Origin of the sequence: Limnohabitans sp. JirII-29 (assembly GCF_003063395.1) — a bacterium.
GTDB lineage: Bacteria > Pseudomonadota > Gammaproteobacteria > Burkholderiales > Burkholderiaceae_C > Limnohabitans.
This window is the reverse complement of record NZ_NESB01000002.1, coordinates 296910-323793: the sequence shown is the minus strand read 5'-3', so window position 1 is coordinate 323793 and position 26884 is coordinate 296910. Positions and strand designations below refer to the sequence as shown.

Below are 26884 nucleotides of genomic sequence, written 5' to 3'. Positions count from 1 at the left end.
TTTATAGACACCTTAATTTACACGCTAGCATTTTAATTAGTATTTATGAATTACTTTAATCACAGCAAACACTGGAGAACCACGTGCAACCCAAAGATCTGCCCAAAACCAGCAAGCCCGTCGCAACAACTGCCAACAATCCATCGGTAGCTCAAGACAGTACGCCTACGCAAGCAGCTCTGCATCCAGATATCTCTACCCAAAACCCCGCAGCCCTTTTGCTCAACACACCTGCCATCGCTACCGCCCCGAAGCGCTTGGCTAAAAAAGCAGCGCGCCCCACTGCTGATGACACGCCAGACTCCGACAGCATGGTCAACAGCGACACCAGCCTGCCGGCTGAAAACCCAAACCAAGAGTTTGTGTCCGAAGTAAGCCTGAACCCAACTTGGCAACTTGCAGCCGCAGAAACTGCTTTAGGTACTGCCACAGAAGCCTCAGCACTGCCTGGCGCTCAAGCCGCCACCACAGCAGCGGCAGCCACAGAAACAAGTGCCTTGGCAGCAGTGGTCAGCACAACGGTACCTAGCGGTGTACTGGCAGCAGCAGGTGTTGTGGGCGTGGCCAGCGCGGCTGGCGGATCGTCTTCCAGCACCCCCACCAATCAAGCTCCCGTCGTGAGTGCAGCACTCACAGCCAGTGCCAATGAAGGCGACACAAGCACCACCATCGACCTGCTCAGTGGTGCATCCGATGCCAACAACGACACGCTCAGCGTGTCAAACATCACTTACAAAGTCGGGAATGGATCAGCCTCATCCACATTACCCAGCGGCCTGAGCCTGAGTGGCAACACACTCAGCCTCGACCCCACCAGCAGCGCTTTTGACAGCTTGGCCACTGGAGAAAAACAAACCATCGTCGTCAGCTACACCATCAGCGACGGCCAAGGCGGCAGCGTGGCACAAACAGCCACCTTCACCATCACCGGCACCAACGATGTGCCTGTCGTCAGCGTCACCGACGTCATCGGCGGCGTCACGGAACTGACCAACACCGCAACAGGCACCTTGACCGACAGCGGTGTGATCACTTTCAGCGATGTTGATTTGACCGATACCCACACCATCAGCGCCACAGCAGTCGGTAGTGTCTTGGGCACCCTGACCGCTACCAAAACCAGCGACACCACCGGCACAGGTACGGGCGGGATGTTGAGTTGGTCTTACACGGTGGCCGACAGTGCGGTGGAGTACCTTGCAGAGGGTCAAACCAAAGTCGAACAATTCAACATCACCATCTCAGACGGTCAAGGCGGCAGCGTCGTACGCACCGTTAGCGTCACCATCACCGGCACCAACGACAGCCCAGTTGCCGTAGCAACCTCAGATCAAACCGGGGTTATCAACGAAGCCATTTCGTTCACTGCGTCTGCCTTTACAGACGCAGACAGTAGCGACACGCTCACCTACACGGCCACACTCAGCGATGGCAGTGCCTTGCCCAGCTGGCTCACGTTTGATGCCAGCACGCGCACATTCAGTGGCACACCGCCAACTGGCACTACAGCTGAGACACTGTCTCTGAAAGTCACAGCCACCGACAAGGCGCATGCAACAGCTAGCACCTCCATCGACTTGGTCTTACAAGCAGAGCCCACCATTGCCATCAGTGGTTCTGGCACGGCGGGCACAGCCGCCGCCGGACTCTTGGTAGAAGCCGTGAATAGCGCCGGCACTGTGATCGCCTCCACCACCACCGACAGCACGGGGCATTACACGCTCAATATTGCGGCCAGCTACAAGGGTCAGGCCTTGGTCTTGCGCGTGAGCGACCCAGACGCCAGTGACGGCGTGGGCTACACCGACGAAGCCACCGGCCAAAGCAAAGACTTTGGCAGTGCGCTGCGTACAACCCTGGTCTTAGGCACTGCGGACGAACAAACGGCCCAAATCACCCCGCTGACTGAGTTGGCCACACGCAAAATCCTCAATGGCAGTGACACACTCGCTGCTGTAGACACCAGCACTATCGCGAGTACCAATACGGCCATTGGCACCCTGTTTGGTGTCAAAGACATCGTGGGTGGCTCGGCCCCTGATGTGGTGGGCGGCGAAACCAGCGACGACTATGGCAAGGCCTTGGCTCTGTTCTCAGGCATGGACGCCGTCAACGACCGCTCGGGTGCCGAAAACCCCATGGACGCCACGCTGTCAAAGCTAGAGAACGCCATCACCATCAGCGGTGGTGTGGATGCCCAATTCAGCAGCGCCGACGTGGAGACACTCAGCTTGTTGTCACAAGGGGTGGCCGAAGTACAAACCCTCTACAGCAGCGACACCACCTTGATCGACGCCTTGACCAGTGTGGCCAAGGATGCAGCTGCCACCGCCAAAGAAGACAGCCAAACCACTGTCTTCATCACCACAAAGGCCAACCTCATTGGGAGCGGCAAAACCACCACCGTCACCTTCACATTCGATGCCGAACCGTCCGAAGACGTGCTCACCGCCTTGAGCGCACAACTCAGTGTCACCGGCGGCAGTGTGAGCAGTCTGACCCAAGACAGCAGCGACCCCACCAAGTACACCGCCACGTTCACCCAAAGCGGTAGCGACACACCAGGGATCAGCGTCACCAGTGCAAACGGCGACTACAGCTTCTTCGCCAACGATGTGTCGATCACCTTAGACAACACGGCCCCCACTCTGTCAACCCTGCAAATTCAAGGCTACGACAGCACCACAGGCGCAATCAAAACCGGCGCGCTGACGACAGGCGATGTGGTGCGCGTCACCCTCAGCGCGAGCGAATCTGTCTTAGTCGATGGAACCCCCTCGCTCAGCTTGCTCGTGGGCACACAGACCGTCACCGCCAGCTACAGCAGCACGCTCAGCAGCACAAGCAACTTGGTGTTTACGTACACCATTGGCGGCACCGACAACGCCGCTGAGGGTGTGAGTGTCAAGAGCATCAGTGGCTCCAGCAGCATCACCGACATTGCAGGCAACGCCTTAGAAACCACACTGCCCACGGCCAGCAGCCTGCCAGTGGTGGTCGACACCACAGCACCCAACGTGGTGTCCGAAATTCCCAGCGACGGCAGCACCGTCGGCGGCACACAAACCCTGACCTTGAGTTTCAGCGAAGCCGTGCAACGTGGCACAGGCAATATCGTCGTGAAAAAAGGCGATACCACCGTCGCCACGCTGAGCGCATCGGACACCTCACGGGTCACCATCGACGCCACAGGCACCACCGCCACACTCACACTACCCAGCACACTCGACACAGGCAACTACACCGTGGAGGTGACATCCACCGCCTTCAAAGACAGCGCTGGCAACACCATGACGGCCCTGGCCAGCAGCCTAGGCAGCGTGTGGAACTTCACGGTCGGTGCAGTCAAAGCCAGCATCGACACCATCAGTGGCAACAACCTGATCAACGCCACAGAAGCCAGCAACACCATGGCCATCACAGGCAGCTTGACGGGCGACAGCGCCCTGCTGAGCACCTTGTCTGCTAGTGACTTGACGTTGACGCTCAAGCCTATGGCGGGGGGCAACACCCTCACATTTGACAGCAGTGGCCTCACCCTCAACAGCGACTACACCTGGAGCTACACCCTGCCAGCCAATAGCCTGAGCACAGCCGGTGGCTACATCGTCAACTTGGCTGTCAATCACACCCAAGATGGCAGCGCGGTTCAAGCCAGTACCAGTCGTGCCATCGTGCTCGACACCAGCACCAGCCTCACGCTGGGCAAGGTGGCGGGCGATGACATCGTCAGTGCCTTGGAGCGCAAAGTAGTTGACAGCAGCAGCACCAAAACCATCGATATGGCTCTGGTGGCAGAAAAGGGTGCCAGCGTCAGCGTGACCATCAGCACTGGCACAGGTCACTCCATGACCAAAACCATTGCCAGCGCGCAAGGCAGCGGGCTCGACAAAATCTCGCTCAGCAGCGCAGACTTGACCACCTTAGTGGGTGGCACCGCCACCCTCACAGCCACCAGCACCGACCTTGCAGGCAACAGCACCGAAGCCACGAAAACTTTTCTGTTGGCAGGCGGCACAGCCCCTGCTATTGGCAGCATGGCCCTCAGTGGCACACCCAGCGGCAAAAGTAGCAGCTACCGTGTGGACGACACACTCACCGCCACGGTCACCTTTGACCAAGCATTGACCGTGAGCGGCACAAGCGCCACCCTGGCACTCGACGTTGGTGGTACCACCCGTTTGGCGCGCTACAGCGGCATCTCTGGCGACGGTAAAACCCTCAGCTTCAGCTACACCGTGCAAGCCGGTGACAGCGACAGCGATGGTGTGAGTGTCAAAACCAGCAGCAACACCTACACCCCCTTGAGCCTCAACGGCAGCACCTTGCGCAACGCCACAGGCACCGACGCCAGCTTGACGCTAGGCAGCATCACCGCCTCCAATGCCACACCTGTAGACGCTGCGGCCAGCACCCCCACCCTCACTGCCAGCGCCGCCACTGGCAACGAAGACTCTGCCATCGCCTTGAACTTGAGCGCCGCCTTGACTGACACCGACGGCTCAGAAACGCTCTCGTCTGTCACCCTCATCGGCATCCCCACCGGGGCCGTGCTCAAAAACGGCAGCACCACCTTCACCGTCACCAACGGCAGCGCACTGGTACCCGTAGCAAGCTTAGAGGGCCTCACCCTCACACCACCGAGCAACTACAACGGCAGCATCAGCCTGACCGCCAGCGTCACCAGCACCGAGTACGGTGGCAGCACGGCCACCAGCACAAAAACTGTGCTCATCACCGTCAACGCCGTCAACGACGCCCCCACGGTGCAATACGAACTCACCACCGCCAACGCGGTCAGCGGCCAAGCCCTGAGCTGGAGCCTGCCAAGCAACACCTTTGCCGATGTCGACAACGCCAGCCTCACCTACAGCGCCAAGTTGGCCGACGGCTCCAGCCTGCCCAGTTGGCTCAGCATCAATAGCAGCACAGGCGCACTCACAGGCACACCCAGCGCCACAGACGCAGCCGTTCTGTCCGTGCTTATCCAAGCCACAGATGCAGGAGGCCTGTCAGCCAGCAGCACACTCACCCTGCAAGTGCTGGCCGCCAACGCCCCCCAGCCTGTGGCTGACAGCGCGTCTGCCACCGAGGCGGGCGGCATCAACAACGCCACCGCAGCGGTGCTTGCCACTGGCTCGGTTCTCACCAACGATGTCGGCACCAGCCTGGTCGTCAGCGGAGCCAAAGCAGCAGCTAGCACCACCTTGACCACCGTCGACGCTGCCAGCACCCTCACCTTGCAAGGCCTCTATGGCAGCCTCACCATCAGCGCAGATGGCAGCTACACCTACACACCCAACGACAGCTCTACCGCTGTACAAGCCTTGGCCATTGGGCAAAGCCTGCGCGATGTCTTCAGCTACCAAGTCAAAGGCGGTGACGGCCAAACAGCTTTATCTGCCTTGACCATCACCCTCAACGGGGCCAATGATGCAGCGGTGATCAGTGGCACCAGCACCGCCAGCTTGACGGAGAGCAATGCTTTCCAAACCATCAGTGGAGGCCTCACCAGCACCGATGTGGATGGCACAGCCAACCTGTTCACAGCCCAATCGGGCGTGGTGGGCAGCAAGGGCTACGGCAGCTTCAGCATCACCAGCGGTGGGGTGTGGAAATACACCATGAACTCAGCCCACAACGAGTTTGTGGCCGGAACCACCTACACCGACACGGCCACCGTGGCCGCAGCAGACGGCACCACACAGGTCTTGGCGGTCACCATCACCGGCACCAACGATGCGGCAGTCATCAGCGGCACCAAAACTGCCAGCCTGACGGAAACAAACGTCGCTCTGAGCACCGGCGGAACCCTCACCAGCACCGATGTTGACGGCACAGCCAGCCTGTTCACCGCGCAGACGGGAGTCGCGGGCAGCTACGGCAGCTTCAGCATCACCAGCGGTGGGGTGTGGACCTACACCATGAACTCAGCACACAACGAGTTTGTGGCTGGCACCACCTACACCGACACGACCACCGTGGCCGCAGCAGACGGCACCACACAGGTCTTGGCGGTCACCATCACCGGCACCAACGATGCCCCAGTGCTGACCATCGCATCAAGCACCCGCGTCATCGACGAAGACCTCAACAACACAGGGCGCTACATCGCCCACAACGGCAGCGCCTCAGACTTAGGGGTGGTCAACGCTGTCGCTGGGCTAGAGCAGCTCAGCTTGACCGATGTGGACACCGCCAACTTTGGCGGCGACACGCTCAAGGTGAGCATCACCAGCGGTGGCACCACCCAACTGTTCATGGGCGTGAGCAATTCATCTGGCATGTTCTCGGTCGATAGCAGTGGCTATATTCACTACTACAGTGACGCCACTTACGACGGCAACACAGGCCTCAACGTCACGCCACACACGACCAGCAACACCAACGCAGACATTGTGGTAGGTGCCGTCGACAGCACCTACAAGGGCCTGCATGGCGGTGCGCTCTGGATTCATCTCTACGACACCGCCACGCCCGCCATCACACAAGCACTGGCCTCCAAAATCTACTTGAGCGTCAGGAACGCCAGCGACGGCAGCGTCACCGAAGACTGGTCTAGCGCAGCGGGTACAAAAACAATTCAGTTTGAGCTCGATGACAGCAGTGGCAGCGCATTGGCCTCGGCACAGCGCACGGTCAATGTCATCTCGCACGCGGACGTCACGGGTGCCAGCGCCGTTGCAGGAACCTACACAACGGGCGACACCATCACCATCACCATCACAGCAGATGAAGTCGTCTATGTGGACACCACCAACGGCACTCCACAATGCCAACTCAAAATTGGTGATGCAACGCAATACGCCACCTACACAGGGGGCAGCGGGACCAAGCAACTCACCTTTGCTTATGTGGTCGAAGCAGGGCTCAGCGACAGCGACGGCATTCAAATGATGGCGGCACCTTTGGTTGACAACGGTGCGGTAGTGACAGATAGCAGTGGCAGCAGCGTACTGGACAGCAACGGCTACACCACCATCGCTTCCTTCATGAACGTGCTGGTAACTTCGAGTGCTGGCATCACCCCCGTGGTGAGCTTTGTTTCTTTGGACAGCACCCAAACCTCATTCTTCACCCCCGACGACACGATCTACATCAACGTTGGTTTCGATCAAGCCGTGGTGGTGTCTGGCACACCCCAACTCCAACTCACCCTCACCAACGCAAGCGGCACCAACCACACGGCGTACGCCACCTGCCAAACCTCCACGGGCAGCGGTGGAGCCACCGTACTGAGCTTTGCCTACACCTATGCTGCAGCAGACACCGACAACCTGGGGGGGCAGTTCCACATCGTTGGCCTGAGCACCGCCAACGGCAGCACCATCACCAGTGCCAGCAGTTCTGTCGCCGCCAATTTGACACTCCATAGCGTGACCCCTACCGCCGATTACTGGCTGTACAACGACCCCATCGTGGGCTCGACAGGCACCAGCGGCAACGATTTGTTGGGTCCGTGGTTTTCAGGTGACACCACAACGCCCACATCTCTGTCAGGCTCAAGCGTCACAGGGGGAGACGGCGAGCGCGACACCTTGGCTGTTTCTATTTTCTTGCCAAGCAGCGTCACCACGGCGGCTGAAGCCTCGCAGTATTCCCTTGGCTACTTATCTGCCACACACACAGTCCCCTTGCTCAAGTCGGGCTCTATCGTGTCTGGTTACACCTACACCGTTCCCGCCACAGCCAGCGACTGGCCTGACGGTGTGGAGTCTTTGGTCTACCACCTGCGTTACAAAGACAGCAACGGTGAGGTACAGGATGTGAGTAACAGCGCCAGACAGTTGTGGAAGTCTGTTCAAACCTTCACCGATGCCGTCAACATCGACGACATCGTGGTGCAAGGCACTTACCTCAATGACACGATAGACCTGTCCAGCTACAACAGCACCCAGCGTGTCACCGTCAAGGCCGGTACGGGCGATGACACCATCACTGGCCACAGTGGCATCGACATTGTGGTGGGCCAAGGCGGCAACGACACCATCAACACAGGTGCTGGCAACGACAAGATTTTGATGGGCAGCGGCACCGACACCATAGATGGCGGCACGGGCACCGACACCTTGGTGGTTCAACTGCATGGTGCACAAGCCAGAGCAGCCAACGCCTCGGCCACCAACCAAAGCTTCGATCTGCAAAGCGCCAATGGCTCTTGGGTCAACGGTGTGTTTGTGGCCAATGCATCGGGCTACACCAGCGACTACACCTTCAGCTTCTCGGAAGCCACAGGCAAGGTCAGCGTTGTTGCCGACTCGGCCAGCGGACTGTCAGGCACCAGCAGCGTCACGGGCATCGAAGCGTTGGAGATGCGCTTCACAAACAACAACGAACGCGCAAACGCCTTGGTCAACATAGGCACCACGGATGCTGACACCTTGACCGCCGATGGCGTGGTCTGGGCACGGGCGGGCAATGACACCATCAACGTCGTGGGTGACTCGGTGGTGTTTGCCGGTGACGGTGATGACACGGTGATTCTGGCTAGCACTGACTTGTTCGACTCCACCAACAGCTCCTACCTTGTTGGCGGCAGTGGCATCGACACCTTAAAGCTCAGCGACAGTGCTCCACCCACCACGTCCAGCGGCAGCTGGGGCATCAATACCCAGCAGTTTGAGGTTTACGACATGACGGGTGCTGGCAACAACACATTCAGGTTCAGTACAAGTTTGTTGCTGAATCAAGGCAATACAGAGAAAGACATCTGGGGCTCACTGGCAGGCTACTCTGGCATGCAGCAGTTCATGACCAAGGGCGATTCGGTTGATACGGTGTCGTTCGTCAACACAGGCTGGGTCAAAGCCGACACCACCGCCACCGTTAACAGCACGGTGTTTGATATTTGGACGAACGCAACCAGCGGAGTGCAATTGCTCATACAAAGCGGTATGAAAACGAATGTAGCACCAGTGCTAACCATCGCATCAAGTACCCGCGTCATTGACGAAGACCTCAACAACACAGGGCGCTACATCGCCCACAACGGCAGCGCATCAGACTTAGGTGTGGTCAACGCTGTCGCTGGACTAGAGCAGCTCAGCTTGACCGATGCAGACACTGCCAACTTTGGCGGCGACACGCTCAAGGTGAGCATCACCAGCGGTGGCACCACCCAACTGTTCATGGGCGTGAGCAATTCATCTGGCATGTTCTCGGTCGATAGCAGTGGCTATATTCACTACTACAGTGACGCCACTTACGACGGCAACACAGGCCTCAACGTCACGCCACACACGACCAGCAACACCAACGCAGACATTGTGGTAGGTGCCGTCGACAGCACCTACAAGGGCCTGCATGGCGGTGCGCTCTGGATTCATCTCTACGACACCGCCACGCCCGCCATCACACAAGCACTGGCCTCCAAAATCTACTTGAGCGTCAGGAACGCCAGCGACGGCAGCGTCACCGAAGACTGGTCTAGCGCAGCGGGTACAAAAACAATTCAGTTTGAGCTCGATGACAGCAGTGGCAGCGCATTGGCCTCGGCACAGCGCACGGTCAGCGTCGTCTCGCACAACGATGCCGCCGTGATTGGCTCGCCCAGCAACGCGAGCGTGATCGAAGACGCGAACGCCAACGCCGATGGCAACTTGACCGCCAGCGGCACGATCAGCATCAGCGATGTCGATGGCGCAGCCTCCTTGAGCACCAGCGTGACCAGCGCACAGGGCAACCTGGGCACGCTCTCGCTGGGGGCCGATGGCAGCTACACCTACAGCGTGGCCAACAGCGCCACGCAGTACCTGGGTGCAGCCCAGACCAAGGTCGACACGTTCACGGTGACCGCCGCCGACGGCACGACCAAGGACGTGAGCTTCACGATCACCGGCACCAACGATGCCGCCGTGATTGGCTCGCCCAGCAACGCGAGCGTGACCGAAGACGCGAACGCCAACGCCGATGGCAACTTGACCGCCAGCGGCACGATCAGCATCAGCGATGTCGATGGCGCAGCCTCCTTGAGCACCAGCGTGACCAGCGCACAGGGCAACCTGGGCACGCTCTCGCTGGGGGCCGATGGCAGCTACACCTACAGCGTGGCCAACAGCGCCACGCAGTACCTGGGTGCAGCCCAGACCAAGGTCGACACGTTCACGGTGACCGCCGCCGACGGCACGACCAAGGACGTGAGCTTCACGATCACCGGCACCAACGATGCCGCCGTCATCAGTGGCGACACGAGCGGTTCGTTGACTGATACCATCAATACCAAGACCCTAATCGGCACCTTGCTAGACACGGATGTAGACAACACGCCCGACACATTCAAAGAGCTGAGCACGGCCGCGGAAAGCACAAGCGGTTACGGAACCTATATGGTGTCAGCTAATGGCGCATGGACGTATACGCTCAACGACAGCACCTCGTTGGATTCGAACTCGACGCTAACGGACAGCTTCAAGGTACAGACTGCAGACGGTACAGAAAAAATTGTCAACGTGACTATCACAAGCAACGCAACACAAGCGTCTGTGCTCGATAACTTAGCAGGAAATAATCAAAGCGACACCTACCAACTTAGTGCAAACTCGTTGCTAGAAAAAAACAATACCACCGACCTTTGGGGCTCATTGGCAGGCTACTCGGATATGCATCAGTTCATGCTCAAGGGTGATGCAGCTGACACCGTGGCTTTTCAAGAGGGAGACTGGGTAAAAGCTAATGCCACAACAGTTGTTGACAATACAGTGTTTGACATCTGGACCAATTCAGCCAACCACCTACAAGTGCTATTGCAACACGGCCTTCAAACCACGACTCCCGTCATTTGAGGGCACATGAGGAGGGGGTAAGCTCTTTGCATGCCCACCCCCACCACCCACCTGCTCTACCTGCACGGTTTCCGCTCGTCCCCTCAGTCCATCAAGGCCCGCCAGATGGCAGCACTCATGGCCGAGCGTTTTCCGCAGGTGCAGTGGTGGTGTCCGCAGTTGCCGCCCTCGCCGCAAGCGGCTGCCGCATTGATCGCGCAGGGCACCGCCCATTGGCCCGCAGACACTTCGGCCGTGATCGGCTCGTCCCTGGGCGGTTTTTATGCCACCTGGATCGCCGCACAGCGCGGCTGGCGTGCGGTGCTCCTCAACCCTGCGGTGGACCCAGCCCGTGACTTGAGCCGTTACATCGGCGAGCAAACCAGCTGGCACGACCCAGCAGAGCGTTTTTTCTTTGCCCCTGAATTTGTCGATGAACTGCGTGCCTTGGCCGTTGGCCCCCTAGCGCAACCCGAACGCTTCATGACCCTGATTGCCAAGGGTGATGAGGTGCTCGATTGGCGCGAAATGACAGCCCGCTATGCAGGCGCACAGCAAACTGTGCTCGAAGGCGGCGACCATGCCTTGAGCGACTTTGACCAGTACATCCCCCAAGTCTTGGCCTTCCTCGGCCTGTCTTAATTCCGCACCACATCGTGCAACGGCACAGGGCGGGCATGGGACAATGTATCCATGTATGCATTGTTTGAAGAAGCTGGCAAATTCCAGACCGGTCGGGTGCTGTCCGAAGCAGAGAGCTCGGCACAAATTGAACTGGAATCCGGCAAACGGGTGAAGGTCAAGGCAGCTCAGTTGCTGCTCAAGTTCGACAAGCCCTCGCCCGCTGAGTTGATGCGCGAGGCACTCGCCTTGAGCGCCACCATCGAGCTGGACTTGGCTTGGGAGTTCGCACCCGAAGATGAGTTTGGTTTTGCCGATTTGGCGCGTGAATATTTCAGCGCTCAAGCCACACTGACCGAACAAACCGCCGCCCTGCTGCGCCTGTTTGAAGCACCCCATTACTTTCGTCGTGCGGGCAAAGGTCGCTTCAAAAAAGCCTCTGCTGAAGTGATCCAACAAGCTTTGGCCGCGATCGAGAAGAAAAAACAAATCCAAGAGCAAATCAACAGTTGGGCCCAAGCCTTGACGCAAGGGCAATGCCCCGAGCCAGTCCAAGCCCAGCTCTACAAGATCTTGTTCAAGCCCGACAAAAACGCGCCCGAATACAAAGCTGTGGTCGACGCCGCGCGCGCCACTCAGACGGCGCCCCTGGCCCTGCTGCAACAAGCCGGCGCCATCACCTCGGCCTACCAGTTCCACTGGCAACGCTTCTTGTTCGACAACTTTCCCAAAGGCACGGGCTTTCCTGCCGTCCAAGCCCCGGTCATTGCCGACGAACTGCCGCTGGCCCCGGTGCAGGCCTATTCCATCGACGACTCGCAGACCACCGAAATCGACGACGCCTTGTCGGTGCAGGGCTTGGGCACGGGGCAGGTCACACTGGGCATTCACATCGCAGCACCCGGCTTGGCGTTGAAGCCAGGCGACGCCATCGACCAATTGGGTCGCCAGCGTCTGTCTACGGTGTACATGCCGGGCTACAAAGTCACCATGTTGCCCGATGCGGTGGTGCAAACCTACACCCTGCAAGAGGGGCGCGACTGCCCGGCGGTGTCGCTGTACGTCACCTTTGACGAAACCACTTTAGGCATTCAACACACCGCCACACGCGTCGAGCGTGTACCGATTGCGGCCAACCTGCGCCACGACCAGCTGGACGCCATCGTCACCGAAGCCTGGCTCAACGACGCCAACTTTCGCCACGCCGAAGGCACACAAGAACCCGCCATGCCGCGCGTACAACTGGCGTTTTTGTTCCGCTTGGCTCAACACCTCAAAGCCCAGCGCGAGGTGGTGCGCGGCAAGCCTGAAAACTTCAACCGACCGGACTACAACTTCCGACTCGTGAGCGGCGCAGACGCAACGCAAGACCCCAAAAGCGGGCTGGCACCCACGGGCCACGAACAGGTGCAGATCAGCGTGCGCCAACGCGGCGCGCCACTCGACCTGATGGTGGCCGAAGCCATGATTCTCGCCAACAGCACGTGGGGCAACTGGATGAACGAGCTGGGTGTGCCCGGCATCTACCGCAGCCAAGCCAGCCTGTTGCCGGGCGTGAAAGTGCGCATGGGCACCAAAGCCCTGCCCCACGCCGGCATTGGTGTGCCCAGCTATGCCTGGAGCACCTCGCCTCTGCGCCGCTACACCGACCTGGTCAACCAATGGCAAATCATTGCTTGCGCCAAACACGGCAACACCGCGGCGTTGGCTGCGCCGTTCAAACCCAAAGATGCCGAGTTGTTCTCGATCATCTCGGCCTTCGACGGTGCCTACAGCGCTTACAACGGCTACCAGGCGGGCATGGAACGTTTCTGGACGCTGCAATACCTCAAGCAACACCAGATCACTGAACTCACCGCCACCGTGTTCAAAACCTTTCCGGGCCAGCCGCCCATGGCGCGCGCCGACACCCTGCCCTTAGTGTTGCCCGTGCTGGGCAACAGTGAATTGCAGCGCGGCGCACGCGTGCAACTGCGCCTGGGTGCGATCGACGACATCACCCTGGACATCAGCGGTCAGTTCATGGCCCTGCTCGACGCTGACCAGCCCCATGGCACCGACAGTGCCGAGCCCGCAGAAGATGAAGACGACAGCGCAACTGCCGGCCCCATCGCCATCGCGGTGGACATGGACGATGCACCCGCTGCGGAGGTCAACCCAGCGTGAGCGTCTTGCAGCGTGTCACCCGTTTGCAATGGGCCTTGGCCATTTCAATGGGCGTGCACATTGCACTGCTGAGCTTGCGCATCGCAGCGCCCGCGCAGTTTGATCGTTTGTTCAAAGACACGCCACTCGACGTGATCTTGGTCAACACCCGGGTCGTGTCCAAAGCACCTGACAAGGCCCAAGCCCTGGCTCAAACCCAGTTGGCAGGCGGTGGCGAACAACGCAGCGGACGTGCAGCCTCGCCCTTGCCCTCAGCGGCCACCACCACCGCGGGTGACAGCGCCGATGCCATGCAAAAGCAAATGGCCTCGTTGCAAAAACAACAGGCCTTGCTGCTGGCACAGGTCAAAGACCTGCTGGCCCAACTGCCCCCACCGCAGCCCCAAAAAGCCGACCCGGCACAAGAAGCGCTGGAAGAAAAACGTCGCCAACTGCTCAAACTCTTGGCCGAGATTGAACAACGCATCGACCAAGACAACGCACGCCCACGCAAGCACTACATCAGCCCCGCCACCCGTGAAGTGGCCTACGCCCAGTACTACGATGCCCTGCGGCGCAAAATCGAAGAACGCGGCACTTTGTACTTTCCCGAACGCGGCGGACAAAAACTCTACGGCGAACTCACCATGGTCATCACCGTCAACGCGAATGGACGCGTGCTTAGCACCGAAGTGGTCCAAGGTTCTGGCCAGCCCGACCTGGACCGACGGGCCCAAGCCATTGCCACCAGCGCCGGCCCTTTTGGCAGCTTCACCACGGCCATGCGCAAACAAGCCGATCAACTGGCCATCGTCTCGCGCTTCATCTTCAGCCGCAACAACACCTTGCAAACACGCGGCGGTTCAGGAGCCCCTGGATGACGTTCTCTCGCACTTCCCCCATCTGGCGCTGGCTGCTGCTGCTGCTCGTGGCATGGCTGGGTTTGCAAGTTTTCTTTTTGGCGCGCATCGCCTTGATGGCACGCCTTGCGCCCGAGTCCACGGCCTTTGAGCGCTCGCAAGCCTGGCACATCGCGACCACCCAAGGTCGTTTGCCTTGGCGTCAAGACTGGGTGCCTTACAACAGCATCTCCAACCACCTCAAACGTGCGGTCATCGCGTCAGAAGACGACATCTTTGCCCAACACGACGGCGTACAGTGGGACGCCATAGAAAAAGCCTGGGCTAAAAACGCCAAGGCAGAGTTGCAAGCCAGCCGGGCCGCCTCACACACCACACGCCCGCCCAAAGTGGTGGGTGGCTCCACCATCACGCAGCAACTGGCCAAGAATTTGTTTCTGTCGGGCGAACGCACCTTCATGCGCAAAGGCCAAGAATTTGTGCTGACCTTGATGCTTGAAGCCGTGCTCGACAAGCGTCGCATCTTGGAGATCTATCTCAACCACGTGGAATGGGGCGAAGGCATCTTTGGTGCCGAAGCCGCCGCACAACACTACTTCCACAAGCCTGCTGCGCAACTGGCTGCTTGGGAGGCGGCCCGTCTGGCCGTCATGCTGCCGCGTCCCAAGTACTACCAAAAATTTCCGCAGTCCGAGTACCTCGCGGGCCGCACCGACATCATCGTAGCCCGCATGGGCGGCGCGCAACTGCCCTGAACCATCACCATGCGCATCCTTGGCATTGACCCCGGCTTACGGACCACTGGCTTTGGCGTGGTGGAAAAAGACGGCCAACAACTGCACTACATCGCCAGCGGCACCATCCGCACCGACAAGCAAGTGCAAGGCGACTTGCCCGCGCGCTTGAAGGTGTTGTTCGACGGCATCCACGAAGTGGTGGCACGCTACCAACCCGAGTCATCGGCGGTGGAAATCGTCTTCGTCAACGTCAACCCGCAAGCCACGCTGCTGCTGGGTCAAGCACGTGGTGCCTGCGTCACGGCGTTGGTCACCTGCAACTTGCCCGTGGCCGAATACACCGCCTTGCAAATGAAGCAGGCCGTAGCCGGACACGGCATGGCCAAAAAAGCGCAAGTGCAAGAAATGGTCAAGCGTTTGTTGAACCTCCCCGGCCTGCCTGGCCCCGATGCCGCCGACGCCTTGGGGCTGGCCATCACACACGCCCATGCCGGGCAATCGATGGCGCGCTTGGCCGCAGCCACTGGCTTGCAGCGCGCCACCAGCGGCATGTACAAGGCGGGGCGCAGTCGCTGAATTACCAGGCCGGCGCGAGCTGCGCCAAACCCGGTGGCGCTTTGCGCGCATCTTCAAACGTCACCACGTCATAAGCCTCGGGGCGGCTCAAGAGTTCACGCAACAGTTTGTTGTTCATCGCGTGGCCTGAACGAAACGCGGAGTACGCGGCCAACAAGGGCTTGCCGATCAAATACAAGTCGCCCATGGCATCCAAGATTTTGTGCTTCACAAACTCGTCGTCATAGCGCAGACCATCGCTGTTCAAGACCTTGTAGTCATCCATCACGATGGCGTTGTCTAACCCACCGCCCAAGGCCAGGCCATTGGCACGCATCATCTCCACATCGCGCGTGAAGCCAAAGGTGCGAGCGCGCGCGATGTCGCGCACGTAGTTGCCGGTGTCCATGTCAAACACCACGCGTTGACCGGTGGAGTCCACCGCCGGGTGGTGAAAGTCAATTTCAAAACTCAGCTTGTAGCCATGGTGCGGGTCCAAGCGGGCCCACTTCACGTTGGCACCTTCCCCCTCGCGCACTTCCACCGGCTGCAAGACACGGATGAAACGCTTGGGTGCGTTTTGCTCCACGATGCCCGCACTTTGCAGCAAGAACACGAAGGACGAAGCCGACCCATCCAAGATCGGCACCTCTTCCGCCGTGATGTCGATGTACAGGTTGTCGAGTCCCAAGCCTGCACACGCCGACATCAAGTGCTCCACCGTGAACACCTTGGCACCGGCGTTGGAAATGGTCGACGCCAGACGCGTGTCGGTCACCGCCACAGCACTGATAGGAATGTCCACCGGTTGCGGCAAATCCACCCGACGGAACACGATGCCCGTGTCGGGTTGCGCCGGTCGCAGGGTCAGCTCCACACGCTGGCCGCTGTGCAGGCCGACTCCCACCGCTTTGGTGAGGGATTGAAGGGTTCTTTGTTTCAGCACAGGGTGAATTTTACCGAGCCCCCCGTTCAGGGGGCATGGTTCGTTTCAATGACCTTGATAGAAAGCTTGAAACACTCAGTCCGCTTGCTTGCGCAAGAAGGCTGGAATTTCATAGTCATCCATGCCGCCCGACGACAGGGCATCCACCTTGGCCGCAGCTTGTGTGCGGTTGGTGCGCCACACGCTGGGAACGGCCATGCTGTTGTAGTCCGGTTGCGTGGGCGCAGGTGCAGCCCCCACCCCCAAACCAGCAGCCAAACCCGACAACCCTGCGCTGGCAGCAGCCAGAACACCAGCAGGCGAGGCGTTGTTGGCGTGCATCGGCATGCCCACACCATCGGTGCCCGTGCGCAACACTTGCAACTGAGGCGCAGCACGACGGCCACCGGCCAAACCAGTCGCCACCACGGTGACACGAATCTGGTCACCCAGTTCTTCGTCGTAGGCCGTGCCATAAATCACGTGCGCCTCGGGCGAAGCGAACTTGCGAATGGTGTTCATGGCTTCGCGCGACTCAGACAACTTCAAGCCACCCTTGGCGGCAGTGATCAGCACCAGCACGCCCTTGGCACCCGACATGTCCACACCTTCCAGCAGTGGGCAAGCCACCGCTTGTTCGGCAGCGATGCGGGCGCGGTCTGGGCCGTTGGCCACGGCGGTGCCCATCATGGCTTTGCCGGTTTCGCTCATCACGGTGCGCACGTCCTCAAAGTCGACGTTCACCAAAGCTTCCACATTGATGATTTCGGCAATGCCGCCGACCGAGTTTTTCAACACGTCGTTGGCAAAGGCAAAGGCTTCGTCTTGGCTGGCATCGTCGCCCAGCACATCCATCAGCTTTTCGTTCAACACCACGATCAGCGAATCCACGTTGGCTTCGAGTTCGGCCAACCCTGTTTCGGCGTTGGCCATGCGACGGCTGCCTTCAAACTCGAACGGCTTGGTCACCACACCCACGGTCAAGATGCCCATCTCACGCGCCACACGCGCCACCACTGGGGCTGCGCCCGTGCCCGTGCCGCCACCCATGCCGGCTGTCACGAACAACATGTTGGTGCCCTCCAACGCCAGACGAATGTCGTCAATGGCTGCTTCGGCTGCTTCGCGGCCGCGCTCTGGCTTGCTGCCAGCGCCCAGACCGGTTGAACCGAGCTGAATGACTTTGTGTGCATTGCTCACGCGCAGTGCCTGAGCGTCGGTGTTGGCCGACACAAACTCCACGCCTTGCACGCCCGAGCTGATCATGTGCTCGACCGCGTTACCGCCGCCACCGCCCACGCCAATGACCTTGATTTGTGTGCCTGAGTTGAATGCTTCAACTTCGATCATTTCGATGCTCATGATGTTTCTCCTATCGATCTAAAAATTTGCAGTTGCCTTGAATTCGTCTGTTGCTTGTTGTGGTGCATCTCGCCCCTTTCAAGTGGGCGGTGCGTGCGCAGCACCGGGTCGCCATCGTCGACCACGGTGGCGAAGCGGCGGACTGCCGCGCGCCAGGTAGAGCAAGGAGGTAGGGATCATGGTTAAAAGTTCCCCACAAACCAGTCTTTGATGCGGTCCATCGCCGATTTGACGGAACCACTCTTTTGCGACACCTTGACACCGCGCATGCGGTCGATACCGGCTTCTTCCAACAGCCCCATCACAGTAGCTGCGCGTGGCTGCGACACCATGTCGGCCAGGGCGCTGCTGTACTGCGGAATGCCGCGACGCACAGGCTTCAAGAAAATGTCTTCACCCAGCTCCACCATGCCAGGCATCACCGCACTGCCACCGGTGAGCACGATGCCCGAAGACAACACCTCTTCGTAGCCTGACTCACGGATGACTTGCTGCACCAGCGAGAAAATTTCTTCCACCCGGGGTTCAATCACACCTGCCAAGGCTTGGCGGCTCAGCATGCGTGGTGCGCGGTCGCCCAAGCCTGGCACCTCGACCTGGACATCAGGATCGGCCAGCAACTGCTTGGCAAAGCCCGACTCCACCTTGATGTCTTCGGCGTCTTTGGTGGGCGTGCGCAAGGCCATGGCGATGTCGCTGGTGATCAGGTCACCGGCAATCGGAATCACGGCGGTATGGCGGATGGCGCCGTTGGTGAAGATGGCCACATCGGTGGTGCCCGCGCCAATGTCCACCAAAGCCACACCCAACTCGCGTTCGTCGTCGGTCAACACCGACAGGCTAGAAGCCAAGGGGTTCAACATCAGACGATCCACATCCAAACCACAGCGGCGCACACATTTGATGATGTTCTCGGCGGCACTCTGCGCACCGGTCACGATGTGCACCTTGGCTTCGAGTCGGATGCCACTCATGCCAATCGGTTCGCGCACATCTTGGTTGTCAATCACAAACTCCTGCGGCTGCACCAACAGCAAGCGCTGGTCGGTCGAGATGTTGATGGCCTTGGCCGTCTCCACCACACGCGCCACGTCCGCAGCCGTCACCTCTTTGTCTTTCACCGCCACCATGCCGGTGGAGTTGATGCCACGGATGTGACTACCGGTGATACCGGTGTAGACCCGCGTGATTTTGCAGTCGGCCATCAGCTCGGCCTCTTTCAGCGCCTGCTGAATGCTTTGCACGGTGGCGTCGATGTTCACCACCACACCACGCTTGAGGCCGTTGCTCGGGGCCACACCCAGGCCTGCGAGTTTGAGCTCACCGCCGGGCATGACTTCGGCCACGACCACCATGACCTTGGCTGTACCAATGTCTAAGCCGACCACCAAATCTTTGTAATCTCTTGCCATAACCGCCTCGTTCTTTCTCTACTCTTGCTCCACCCGTCAACGCACAGCGGGCACGTCTGTCGTGCTCACTCCGCGCAGCCGAAGCGCATAACCGTTGTCGTAACGCAGGTCAGCCGATTCAATGGCTGTCACCTTGCGTCCCAACTTGCTTGTCGCTTGCACCAGGGTTTGAGCCAACCGTTGCATGCGCACCATCACCTCTGCCGTGCTGCCACGGCCTAACTCGATCACGGCGCCGTGCGCCACCCGAGCGCGCCAACTGCCACGCCCTGTCAACTCCAAACTCTCCAGCGCCAAAGTCAGCTCCGAAAAAACCGGGGCTAAAGTGCGGTACATCGCCAGCACCTGCTGCGACTGGCTGTCTGGCCCGCGCAAGCGCGGCATCTTTTCGTCGTCCAACTCGCCCACATTGGCCTCAAACACTTCGCCGTAGCTGTTGACCATGCGCGACTCGCCGTCGTCGCCCCAATACGCCACGGGGCTGTGCTCTTGCAAGGTCACGCGCAAACGGTTGGGAAACTCACGCGCCACACTGGCGCTGCGCACCCAAGGCACGGCTTCAAAGGCAGCGCGCACCCGAGCCAAATCGGCGGTGAAAAAATTACCCGTCAAACGCGCCGCCACATTGGCACGCAAAGTCACGGCGTTGTTGTGCTCCACATCTCCCAGCACGGTGATGCCGTTCAGGGCAAACGCTGGCAAGCGCACCAGCGCCCACACCCCTGCGGCCAAAGCGCACACCACCACGGCGACGAACATGAGCGACGACGCCACATGCATCAAACGCACGTCCAATGGCACCACCACCGAGGTGTCAACCTCGGGGCGCGGGCGCATGTGGGTGGTGTAGCGGGTGCTCATAGACGTGAGGCAGTTCCTGGGTGATCAAGCGTGGCACTGGCCAGCAGCTTCAAGCACAGCTCTTCGTAGCTGATGCCCGCAGCACGTGCAGACATGGGCACCAGCGAATGGCTGGTCATGCCGGGTGAGGTGTTCATCTCCAGCAAAAAGGGTTTGCGGTCACTGGCACGCAGCATGATGTCGGCGCGGCCCCAGCCACGACAGCCCAGGGCGCGGTAAGCCGCCACCACCAAGCGCTGCACGTCACGCTCTTCGTCAGCAGGCAAACCACTGGGGCAGTGGTACTTCACGTCATCGGTGAAGTACTTGTGGTTGTAGTCGTACGCGCCATCAGGCGCGGCAATGCGCACCACGGGCAAAGCGTAGGCGGTCGCACCGCTGCCAAGCACGGGACAGGTCAACTCTTCACCGGTGATGAATTCTTCGCACAACAAATCGGGGTCGTAACGTGTGGCGAGGGCCGCAGCGTCTGCCATCTGCGCGGCATCGGTGACCTTGGTCATGCCAATGGATGAGCCTTCACGCGGCGGCTTGACGATCAACGGCAAGCCCAGTTGCGCAGGAATGGCGGCCACTTTATCGGGCGTTTGTTCATCGGCATCCAGCCACACATAGCCGGGGGTGGACAAACCCACCGCGGTCCACACGCGCTTGGTCATCACCTTGTCCATGGCCATGGCCGACGCCATCACGCCCGAGCCGGTGTAGGGAATGCCCAGCAACTCCAGCGCACCTTGCACCGAGCCGTCTTCGCCATAGCGGCCATGCAGCGCGATGAAACAGTGGGTGAAGCCCTCACGCTTCAACGCATCCAAGCTGCGCTCGGCCGGGTCAAAGGCCAGGGCATTCACGCCTTTGGATTGCAAAGCCTTGAGCACGCCACTGCCCGACATGAGCGAGACCTCGCGCTCTGCCGACAGGCCGCCCATCAACACCGCCACCTTGGCGGTTTGCACATCGAATGTTGGATTCACGCGGTTCATGCCATCAACTCTGGGTTAGGGTCAGCGCCAGCACCTGGGCGGGCACCTGACCGATCGAGCCTGCGCCCATGCACATCACCACATCGCCGTCTTGGGCGTTGTCGACAATGACTTGGGCCATTTTTTGAATGTCATCCACGAAGACCAAGGCCTCATGGCCCGCCACACGCATGGCGCGTGACAAGGCCCGACCATCGGCTGCGGGAATCGGCGCTTCGCCTGCGGCGTAAATTTCAGACAACCACAGCACATCGGCGCGCGCCATGACTTGCACAAAGTCTTCAAAGCAGTCACGGGTGCGGGTGTAGCGGTGCGGCTGAAACGCCAGCACCAAGCGTCGACCTGGGAAAGCGCCACGGGCAGCAGCCAAAGTGGCCGCCAACTCGACGGGGTGGTGGCCATAGTCTTCGATCAAGGTGAAGTGGCCACCGTGTTTAGCCGCCACCTCGCCATGGCGCTGGAAGCGCCGGCCCACGCCTTTGAACTCGGCCAAGGCTTTGACCACCGCAGCATCGGGCACGTTCAGCTCCACCGCCACCGCGATGGCGGCCAAGGCATTGAGCACGTTGTGCTCGCCCGCCAGGTTGAGGGTGATGTCCAGATCGGGCAAGGTCACGCCATTGCGCCGTTGCACGGTGAAGCGCATGCGACCGTTGTCGGCCTGCACATTCACTGCACGCACTTGGGCTTGTTCGTTGAAGCCGTAGCTGGTGATGGGACGCGACACCTCGGGCAAGATGCTGCGCACAGCCGCGTCGTCGGTGCACAAAATGGCCGCGCCGTAAAACGGCATGCGGTGCAAGAACTCGACAAACGCGGCCTTCAAACGGTTGAAGTCGTGGCCGTAGGTGTCCATGTGGTCGGCGTCGATGTTGGTGACCACCGCCATCACAGGCAACAAGTTCAAGAACGAGGCGTCCGACTCGTCGGCCTCCACCACGATGTGCTCACCAGACCCTAACTTGGCATTGGCCCCGGCGCTGTTGAGACGCCCGCCAATCACAAACGTCGGGTCCATGCCGGCTTCGGCCAGCACACTGGCCACCAAGCTGGTGGTGGTGGTTTTGCCGTGGGTGCCTGCAATGGCCACGCCTTGCTTCAAGCGCATCAACTCGGCCAGCATCACAGCACGCGGGACCACTGGAATGAGTTTGGCGTGGGCCGCCACCACCTCGGGGTTGTCGGCTTGCACGGCGGTCGAGGTCACCACCGCATCGGCGCCTTCAATGTGCGTGGCGGCATGGCCCACATGGGTTTGAATGCCCAAGGCATGCAGACGCTTGAGGGCCGCACTGTCCGACAAGTCGGAGCCCGACACCACGTAGCCCAGGTTCAGCAACACCTCGGCAATGCCGCTCATGCCGGCACCACCGATGCCCACGAAATGGATGTGTCGAATGGCGTGTTTCATCGTGCCCCCCCTTGGCCTGCCAAGGCATGGCAGGCAGTCACCACGGTCTGGGCGGCGTCCACTTTTCTCATGGCATAAGCCTTCTCTGCGCACGCCAACAGCGTGCGTCGTGTCAAAAATTGCAAACGGTTGGCCAAGTCTTGTGGCGCCAGTTGCGATTGCGCAATCAACCAGCCGCCACCCGCATCAACCAAGAAGCGAGCATTGGTGGTTTGGTGGTCGTCCACCGCATGCGGGAACGGCACATAGATGGCAGCCACACCCACGGCGGCCAGTTCGGTCACGGTGCTCGCGCCTGCGCGTGCAATCACCAGATCGGCGTCGGCAAATGCCTGCGCGGTGTCGTCGATGAAAGGTGTGAGTTCGGCTTGCACGCCCGCCTCGGCATAGGCCTCGCGCAGCGCGTCAATTTGTTGGGCACCGCTTTGATGGATCACCTGTGGGCGCTCGCTCACAGGAATCAAAGCCAAGGCTTGCGGCACCAAGGTGTTCAAGGCCTGAGCGCCCAAGCTGCCACCCACCACCAGCACACGCAGAGGCCCGCTGCGATGGGCAAAGCGCTCGGCAGGCGTGGGCTGGCTGACAAACCCGGCGCGCAAAGGATTGCCCACCCATTCGGCTTTGGGCATCACGCCGGGGAAGGCGCTGAACACCCGCTGAGCCACACGTGCCAACACTTGGTTGGCCATGCCTGCCACCGAGTTTTGCTCGTGCAACACCAGGGGCTTGCCGCACAGTGCAGCCATCAAACCGGCTGGGAAGGTGATGTAGCCACCCAGGCCCACCACCACGTCGGGTTTGACACGGCGCATCACACACAGGCTTTGCCAGAAGGCACGTGCCAACTTGAACGGCAACCGGGCCAGGGTGGCCAAGCCTTTGCCACGCACACCCGAGAACTGCACCGTCTCGAAAGCCAAACCACGTGGCGGCACCAACTGGCTCTCCATGCTCGGTGCAGGCGCACCCAGCCAATGCACGCGCCAGCCTTGGCTGCGCAGCAACTCGGCCACGGCCAAACCCGGGAAGATGTGACCGCCCGTGCCACCTGCCATGACCAAAGCCGTGCGAGGTGAGTTCGTCATAGACGACCTCCATGCATGAGCACGCGGTTTTCGTAGTCCACCCTCAGCACCACGGCGATGGCGATGAGGTTGAGCAAGATGGCGGAGCCGCCGTAACTCATGAGCGGCAGGGTCAGGCCTTTGGTGGGCAAGGCCCCGAGGTTCACCCCGATGTTGATGAAGGACTGAAAACCCATCCAAATGCCCACGCCTTGTGCCACCAGACCGGCAAACACGCGGTCCATGGCGATAGCTTGGCGACCGATGTACATGATGCGGCGTGTCAACCACATGAACATGGCAATGATGGCCACCACGCCGACAAAGCCAAACTCTTCGCCAATCACGGCCAACAAGAAGTCGGTGTGGGCTTCGGGCAACCAGTGCAGCTTTTCCACGCTGCCACCCAAACCCACGCCAAAAATTTCGCCCCGACCAATGGCAATCAGCGAGTGCGAGAGCTGGTAGCCCTTGCCCAGCGCATGCTCCATGCTCCAGGGATCGAGGTAGGCAAAGATACGTTCGCGTCGCCACTCGGACGAAGCAATGATCAAACCGAACACGCCAATCAAGGCGGTGGCAATCAAGAAAAACATGCGGGCATTCACGCCGCCTAAGAACAAGATGCCCATGGCAATGACCGCAATCACCATGAAGGCCCCCATGTCAGGCTCGGCCAGCAGCAACAAACCCACGATGAAGACCGCTGCGCCCATGGGTGTGACGGCTTTGAAGAATTTCTCCTTCACTTCCATCTTGCGCACCATGTAGTTGGCGGCATACAGCAGCACCCCAAACTTGGCCAACTCCGAAGGCTGGAAGTTCATGAAGCCCAAACCGATCCAGCGTCGTGCGCCATTGACCGCCTTGCCAATGAAGGGCATCAACACCGCCATCAACAGCACGATGGAGACGATGAACACCCACGGCGCCACGCGCTCCCAGGTGTTGAGCGGCACCTGAAACGCGAGCAGCGCTGCGACAAACGCCACAAACAGCGACAAGGTGTGACGAATCAAGAAATGGGTTTGGGTGTAGTAACCGCCGGTGCGTGGGTTGTCGGGCATGGCGATGGAGGCCGAATAGACCATCACCAAGCCCACCATCAACAACGCAAAGGTGACCCACACCAAGGGTTGATCAAAGCCTTTGACGTGCACGGGGGATGCCCCGGTGCGGGTGAACTCGGTGCCATGCACACGCACGGGCAAGGCGTCTAAGCCAGCATCGGGCTCGGCACCCAGCAAGCGGCCCATGCGCGCGTTGATGCGTTGCATGAAGCGCGCGCCCATGCCCTGTTTGAGGCCCAGGGTGGTTGCCGTCATAGGGCACCTCCGTGTTCAATAGCCAACGCCTGCACCGCATCGACAAACACCTGCGCCCGATGGGCGTAGTTGCGGAACATGTCCAGGCTGGCACATGCAGGCGACAACAACACCGCATCGCCAGACTGCGCCAACTGGTGGCACAGGTTCACGGCCTCGGGCAACGAGGCGGCGTCATGCAAAGGCACGCCGCTGTCTTGCAAGGCCGCGCGCAGCGCAGGCGCGTCACGGCCAATCAACACCACCGCACGTGCATGATGGCGGACCGGGTTCAACAGCGGCGCGAAGTCCTGGCCTTTGCCGTCGCCACCCAGAATCACCACCAAACGGCGCTCAGCGCCCAAGCCTTGAATGGCGGCCACCGTGGCACCCACGTTGGTGCCCTTGCTGTCGTCAAAGTACGCCACGTCTTGCAGCACCGTGACAGATTCCACGCGATGCGGCTCGCCGCTGTATTCGCGCAAGCCGTACAGCATGGGGGCCAAACTGGCACCGGTGCTGCTGGCCAAGGCCAACGCGGCCAAGGCATTCAAAGCGTTGTGACGGCCACGGATGCGCAAGGCATCAGCAGGCATCAAACGCTGAATGTGAATTTCTTCTTCATCTTCCGGGCTGCTGACGCGCTTCTTGCGGCGGGTCTCGTCAGCTTCCAAGGCACGCACCAGCCAGGTCATGCCGTTCATGTTTTCAATGCCGTAGTCACCCGGGCGCTGCGGCAAGTCGCCACCAAAGGTGACATGGGCACGCACCTGAGGTCGTTGCAATTTGACGCGCACCGGTTCCGGCAACATCGCCATCACCGCCGCGTCTTCGCGGTTGAGCACCATGAGGCCTTGGGCGCCAAAGATGCGTGCCTTGGCTGCGCCATAGGCACGCATGTCGCCATGCCAGTCCAGGTGGTCTTGGCTGACATTGAGCACGGTGGCTGCGGTGGGTTGAAAGTTATCCACGCCGTCGAGCTGAAAGCTCGACAACTCCAGCACCCACACCTGCGGCAAGTAGGGGTGATCGGCAGGAGGCGGTGGCGGCGGCACCAAAGGTGGCAAGTCCACCTCGTAGGGCGCGTCGTCCTGGGCGGCCTCGGACGCTGCGTCCGCTTCGGGCGCAGCGTCGGGCAACAGCTCGCCTTGTGCATCCAAAGCGGGGGTTGTGTGCTGTGCGTCGTGATCGGCCAGCGCTTCATGGGCCGCAACTTGTTCGGCCTCTAGTTGCGCCTGCTGCTGGGCAGCCAGATTCGCAGCCTGTGCGTCAGCCTCCCGCTGTGTGGCCTGCTGAGCATCCAACTCGGCTTGCTCTTTGGCCGCTTGCGCCTGTGCCGCTTGCTGAGCCACAGCCTCATCGGCAGCGGCTTGGTCGAGGGCCTGCGCCAAGGTGTCAAGCAAGGTGGGGCCAATATTGCCCGCCACCGCCACACGCAAGCCCGCACGCTCCGCCAGCTGACCGGTGAGCGAGGTGACCGTGGTTTTGCCATTGGTCCCGGTGATAGCCAACACTTTGGGGTGGTAAGCCTGGGTGCTTTGCAAGTCGTGCAAGGCCTGGGCAAACAAGGTCAACTCGGTCCCGACCCACAGGCCTGCGGCCTGCGCCGCTTGCCACACAGGGGCCACCGACTCGGGCGACAGGCCAGGGCTTTTGAACACGGCACGCACGTCTTGGCCGTCGACCAAGCTGGCCGCGAAAGCGCTGTGAAGGAAGCGGACCTGCGGCAACTCGGCGCGCAACACGGCCAACTGAGGCGGTGCCTCGCGGGTATCCACCACCTGCACCTGTGCGCCGCAGCGCACGCACCAACGCGCCATCGCCAGGCCGGAGTCACCCAGGCCCAGAATCAGCACCGATTGGTTGTGGAGTTGCAGCATCGTC

Annotated in this window: 15 protein-coding genes; 6 read left to right on the top strand and 9 right to left on the bottom strand. The window is 60.4% G+C overall.

All coding sequences use genetic code 11. From position 1 onward, the window contains the following. Nucleotides 1-83 precede the first annotated feature (83 nt). The 6 genes from B9Z39_RS04275 to ruvC are packed head-to-tail and all read left to right on the top strand — an operon-like array spanning nt 84 to nt 15699. Nucleotides 84-10781, top strand: a complete 10698-nt coding sequence (locus tag B9Z39_RS04275; RefSeq protein WP_108300825.1) for a VCBS domain-containing protein — start codon at nt 84-86, stop codon at nt 10779-10781. A 30-nt stretch (nt 10782-10811) separates the two neighbouring features. Then, the gene (locus tag B9Z39_RS04270) at nt 10812-11402 is read left to right on the top strand and encodes a YqiA/YcfP family alpha/beta fold hydrolase (RefSeq protein WP_108300824.1); all 591 of its coding nucleotides are present in this window, start codon (nt 10812-10814) and stop codon (nt 11400-11402) included. A gap of 51 nt (nt 11403-11453) precedes the next feature. After that, nucleotides 11454-13547 carry a ribonuclease catalytic domain-containing protein gene (locus tag B9Z39_RS04265; RefSeq protein WP_108300823.1) on the top strand — a complete coding sequence of 698 codons (2094 nt, stop codon included), beginning with the start codon at nt 11454-11456 and terminating at the stop codon, nt 13545-13547. Between the two features lie 47 nt (nt 13548-13594). Then, a complete protein-coding gene (locus tag B9Z39_RS04260; protein ID WP_108300946.1) occupies nt 13595-14407 on the top strand; it encodes an energy transducer TonB in 813 nt (270 codons plus the stop codon). Next, complete coding sequence (gene mtgA / locus B9Z39_RS04255) at nt 14404-15141, top strand: monofunctional biosynthetic peptidoglycan transglycosylase (protein ID WP_108300822.1); 738 nt, start codon at nt 14404-14406, stop codon at nt 15139-15141. Before B9Z39_RS04260 ends, mtgA begins: the two co-directional genes overlap by 4 nt. A gap of 9 nt (nt 15142-15150) precedes the next feature. Next, on the top strand, nt 15151-15699 hold the full coding sequence (gene ruvC, locus B9Z39_RS04250) for a crossover junction endodeoxyribonuclease RuvC (RefSeq protein WP_108300821.1): 549 nt from the start codon (nt 15151-15153) through the stop codon (nt 15697-15699). 1 nt (nt 15700) lies between these two features. On the opposite strand, the gene lpxC is transcribed toward ruvC, so the two are convergent. The 9 genes from lpxC to murD form a co-directional block, all read right to left on the bottom strand. Beyond that, a complete protein-coding gene (gene lpxC, locus B9Z39_RS04245) occupies nt 15701-16624 on the bottom strand; it encodes a UDP-3-O-acyl-N-acetylglucosamine deacetylase (RefSeq protein ID WP_100145308.1) in 924 nt (307 codons plus the stop codon). 75 nt (nt 16625-16699) lie between these two features. Continuing rightward, a complete protein-coding gene (gene ftsZ / locus B9Z39_RS04240; RefSeq protein WP_100145306.1) occupies nt 16700-17965 on the bottom strand; it encodes a cell division protein FtsZ in 1266 nt (421 codons plus the stop codon). Nucleotides 17966-18147: 182 nt separating this feature from the next. Further along, nucleotides 18148-19377: a cell division protein FtsA gene (ftsA, locus tag B9Z39_RS04235; RefSeq protein WP_100145304.1), complete on the bottom strand. Its 1230-nt coding sequence runs from the start codon at nt 19375-19377 to the stop codon at nt 18148-18150. A gap of 36 nt (nt 19378-19413) precedes the next feature. After that, nucleotides 19414-20238 (bottom strand): cell division protein FtsQ/DivIB, encoded by an 825-nt coding sequence (locus tag B9Z39_RS04230; protein WP_233248913.1) that lies wholly within the window; start codon nt 20236-20238, stop codon nt 19414-19416. Continuing rightward, the gene (locus B9Z39_RS04225) at nt 20235-21221 is read right to left on the bottom strand and encodes a D-alanine--D-alanine ligase (RefSeq protein ID WP_108300820.1); all 987 of its coding nucleotides are present in this window, start codon (nt 21219-21221) and stop codon (nt 20235-20237) included. The genes B9Z39_RS04230 and B9Z39_RS04225 overlap by 4 nt, the downstream gene beginning before the upstream one ends. A gap of 4 nt (nt 21222-21225) precedes the next feature. Further along, the gene (gene murC / locus B9Z39_RS04220; protein ID WP_100145300.1) at nt 21226-22632 is read right to left on the bottom strand and encodes a UDP-N-acetylmuramate--L-alanine ligase; all 1407 of its coding nucleotides are present in this window, start codon (nt 22630-22632) and stop codon (nt 21226-21228) included. Next, nucleotides 22629-23717: an undecaprenyldiphospho-muramoylpentapeptide beta-N-acetylglucosaminyltransferase gene (gene murG / locus B9Z39_RS04215; protein WP_108300819.1), complete on the bottom strand. Its 1089-nt coding sequence runs from the start codon at nt 23715-23717 to the stop codon at nt 22629-22631. Before murG ends, murC begins: the two co-directional genes overlap by 4 nt. Continuing rightward, on the bottom strand, nt 23714-24973 hold the full coding sequence (gene ftsW, locus B9Z39_RS04210) for a putative lipid II flippase FtsW (protein ID WP_233202526.1): 1260 nt from the start codon (nt 24971-24973) through the stop codon (nt 23714-23716). Before ftsW ends, murG begins: the two co-directional genes overlap by 4 nt. A 44-nt stretch (nt 24974-25017) precedes the next feature. Next, nucleotides 25018-26880: a UDP-N-acetylmuramoyl-L-alanine--D-glutamate ligase gene (murD, locus tag B9Z39_RS04205; protein WP_108300818.1), complete on the bottom strand. Its 1863-nt coding sequence runs from the start codon at nt 26878-26880 to the stop codon at nt 25018-25020. Nucleotides 26881-26884 lie beyond the last annotated feature (4 nt).

Coding starts and splice junctions, on each gene's coding strand:
- B9Z39_RS04270 (WP_108300824.1), top strand. CDS start 10,812: ATGCCCACCCCCACCACCCACCTGCTCTACCTGCACGGTTTCCGCTCG.
- B9Z39_RS04265 (WP_108300823.1), top strand. CDS start 11,454: ATGTATGCATTGTTTGAAGAAGCTGGCAAATTCCAGACCGGTCGGGTG.
- B9Z39_RS04260 (WP_108300946.1), top strand. CDS start 13,595: ATGGGCGTGCACATTGCACTGCTGAGCTTGCGCATCGCAGCGCCCGCG.
- mtgA (WP_108300822.1), top strand. CDS start 14,404: ATGACGTTCTCTCGCACTTCCCCCATCTGGCGCTGGCTGCTGCTGCTG.
- ruvC (WP_108300821.1), top strand. CDS start 15,151: ATGCGCATCCTTGGCATTGACCCCGGCTTACGGACCACTGGCTTTGGC.
- ftsZ (WP_100145306.1), bottom strand. CDS start 17,965: ATGAGCATCGAAATGATCGAAGTTGAAGCATTCAACTCAGGCACACAA.
- ftsA (WP_100145304.1), bottom strand. CDS start 19,377: ATGGCAAGAGATTACAAAGATTTGGTGGTCGGCTTAGACATTGGTACA.
- B9Z39_RS04230 (WP_233248913.1), bottom strand. CDS start 20,238: ATGAGCACCCGCTACACCACCCACATGCGCCCGCGCCCCGAGGTTGAC.
- B9Z39_RS04225 (WP_108300820.1), bottom strand. CDS start 21,221: ATGAACCGCGTGAATCCAACATTCGATGTGCAAACCGCCAAGGTGGCG.
- murC (WP_100145300.1), bottom strand. CDS start 22,632: ATGAAACACGCCATTCGACACATCCATTTCGTGGGCATCGGTGGTGCC.
- murG (WP_108300819.1), bottom strand. CDS start 23,717: ATGACGAACTCACCTCGCACGGCTTTGGTCATGGCAGGTGGCACGGGC.
- ftsW (WP_233202526.1), bottom strand. CDS start 24,973: ATGCAACGCATCAACGCGCGCATGGGCCGCTTGCTGGGTGCCGAGCCC.
- murD (WP_108300818.1), bottom strand. CDS start 26,880: ATGCTGCAACTCCACAACCAATCGGTGCTGATTCTGGGCCTGGGTGAC.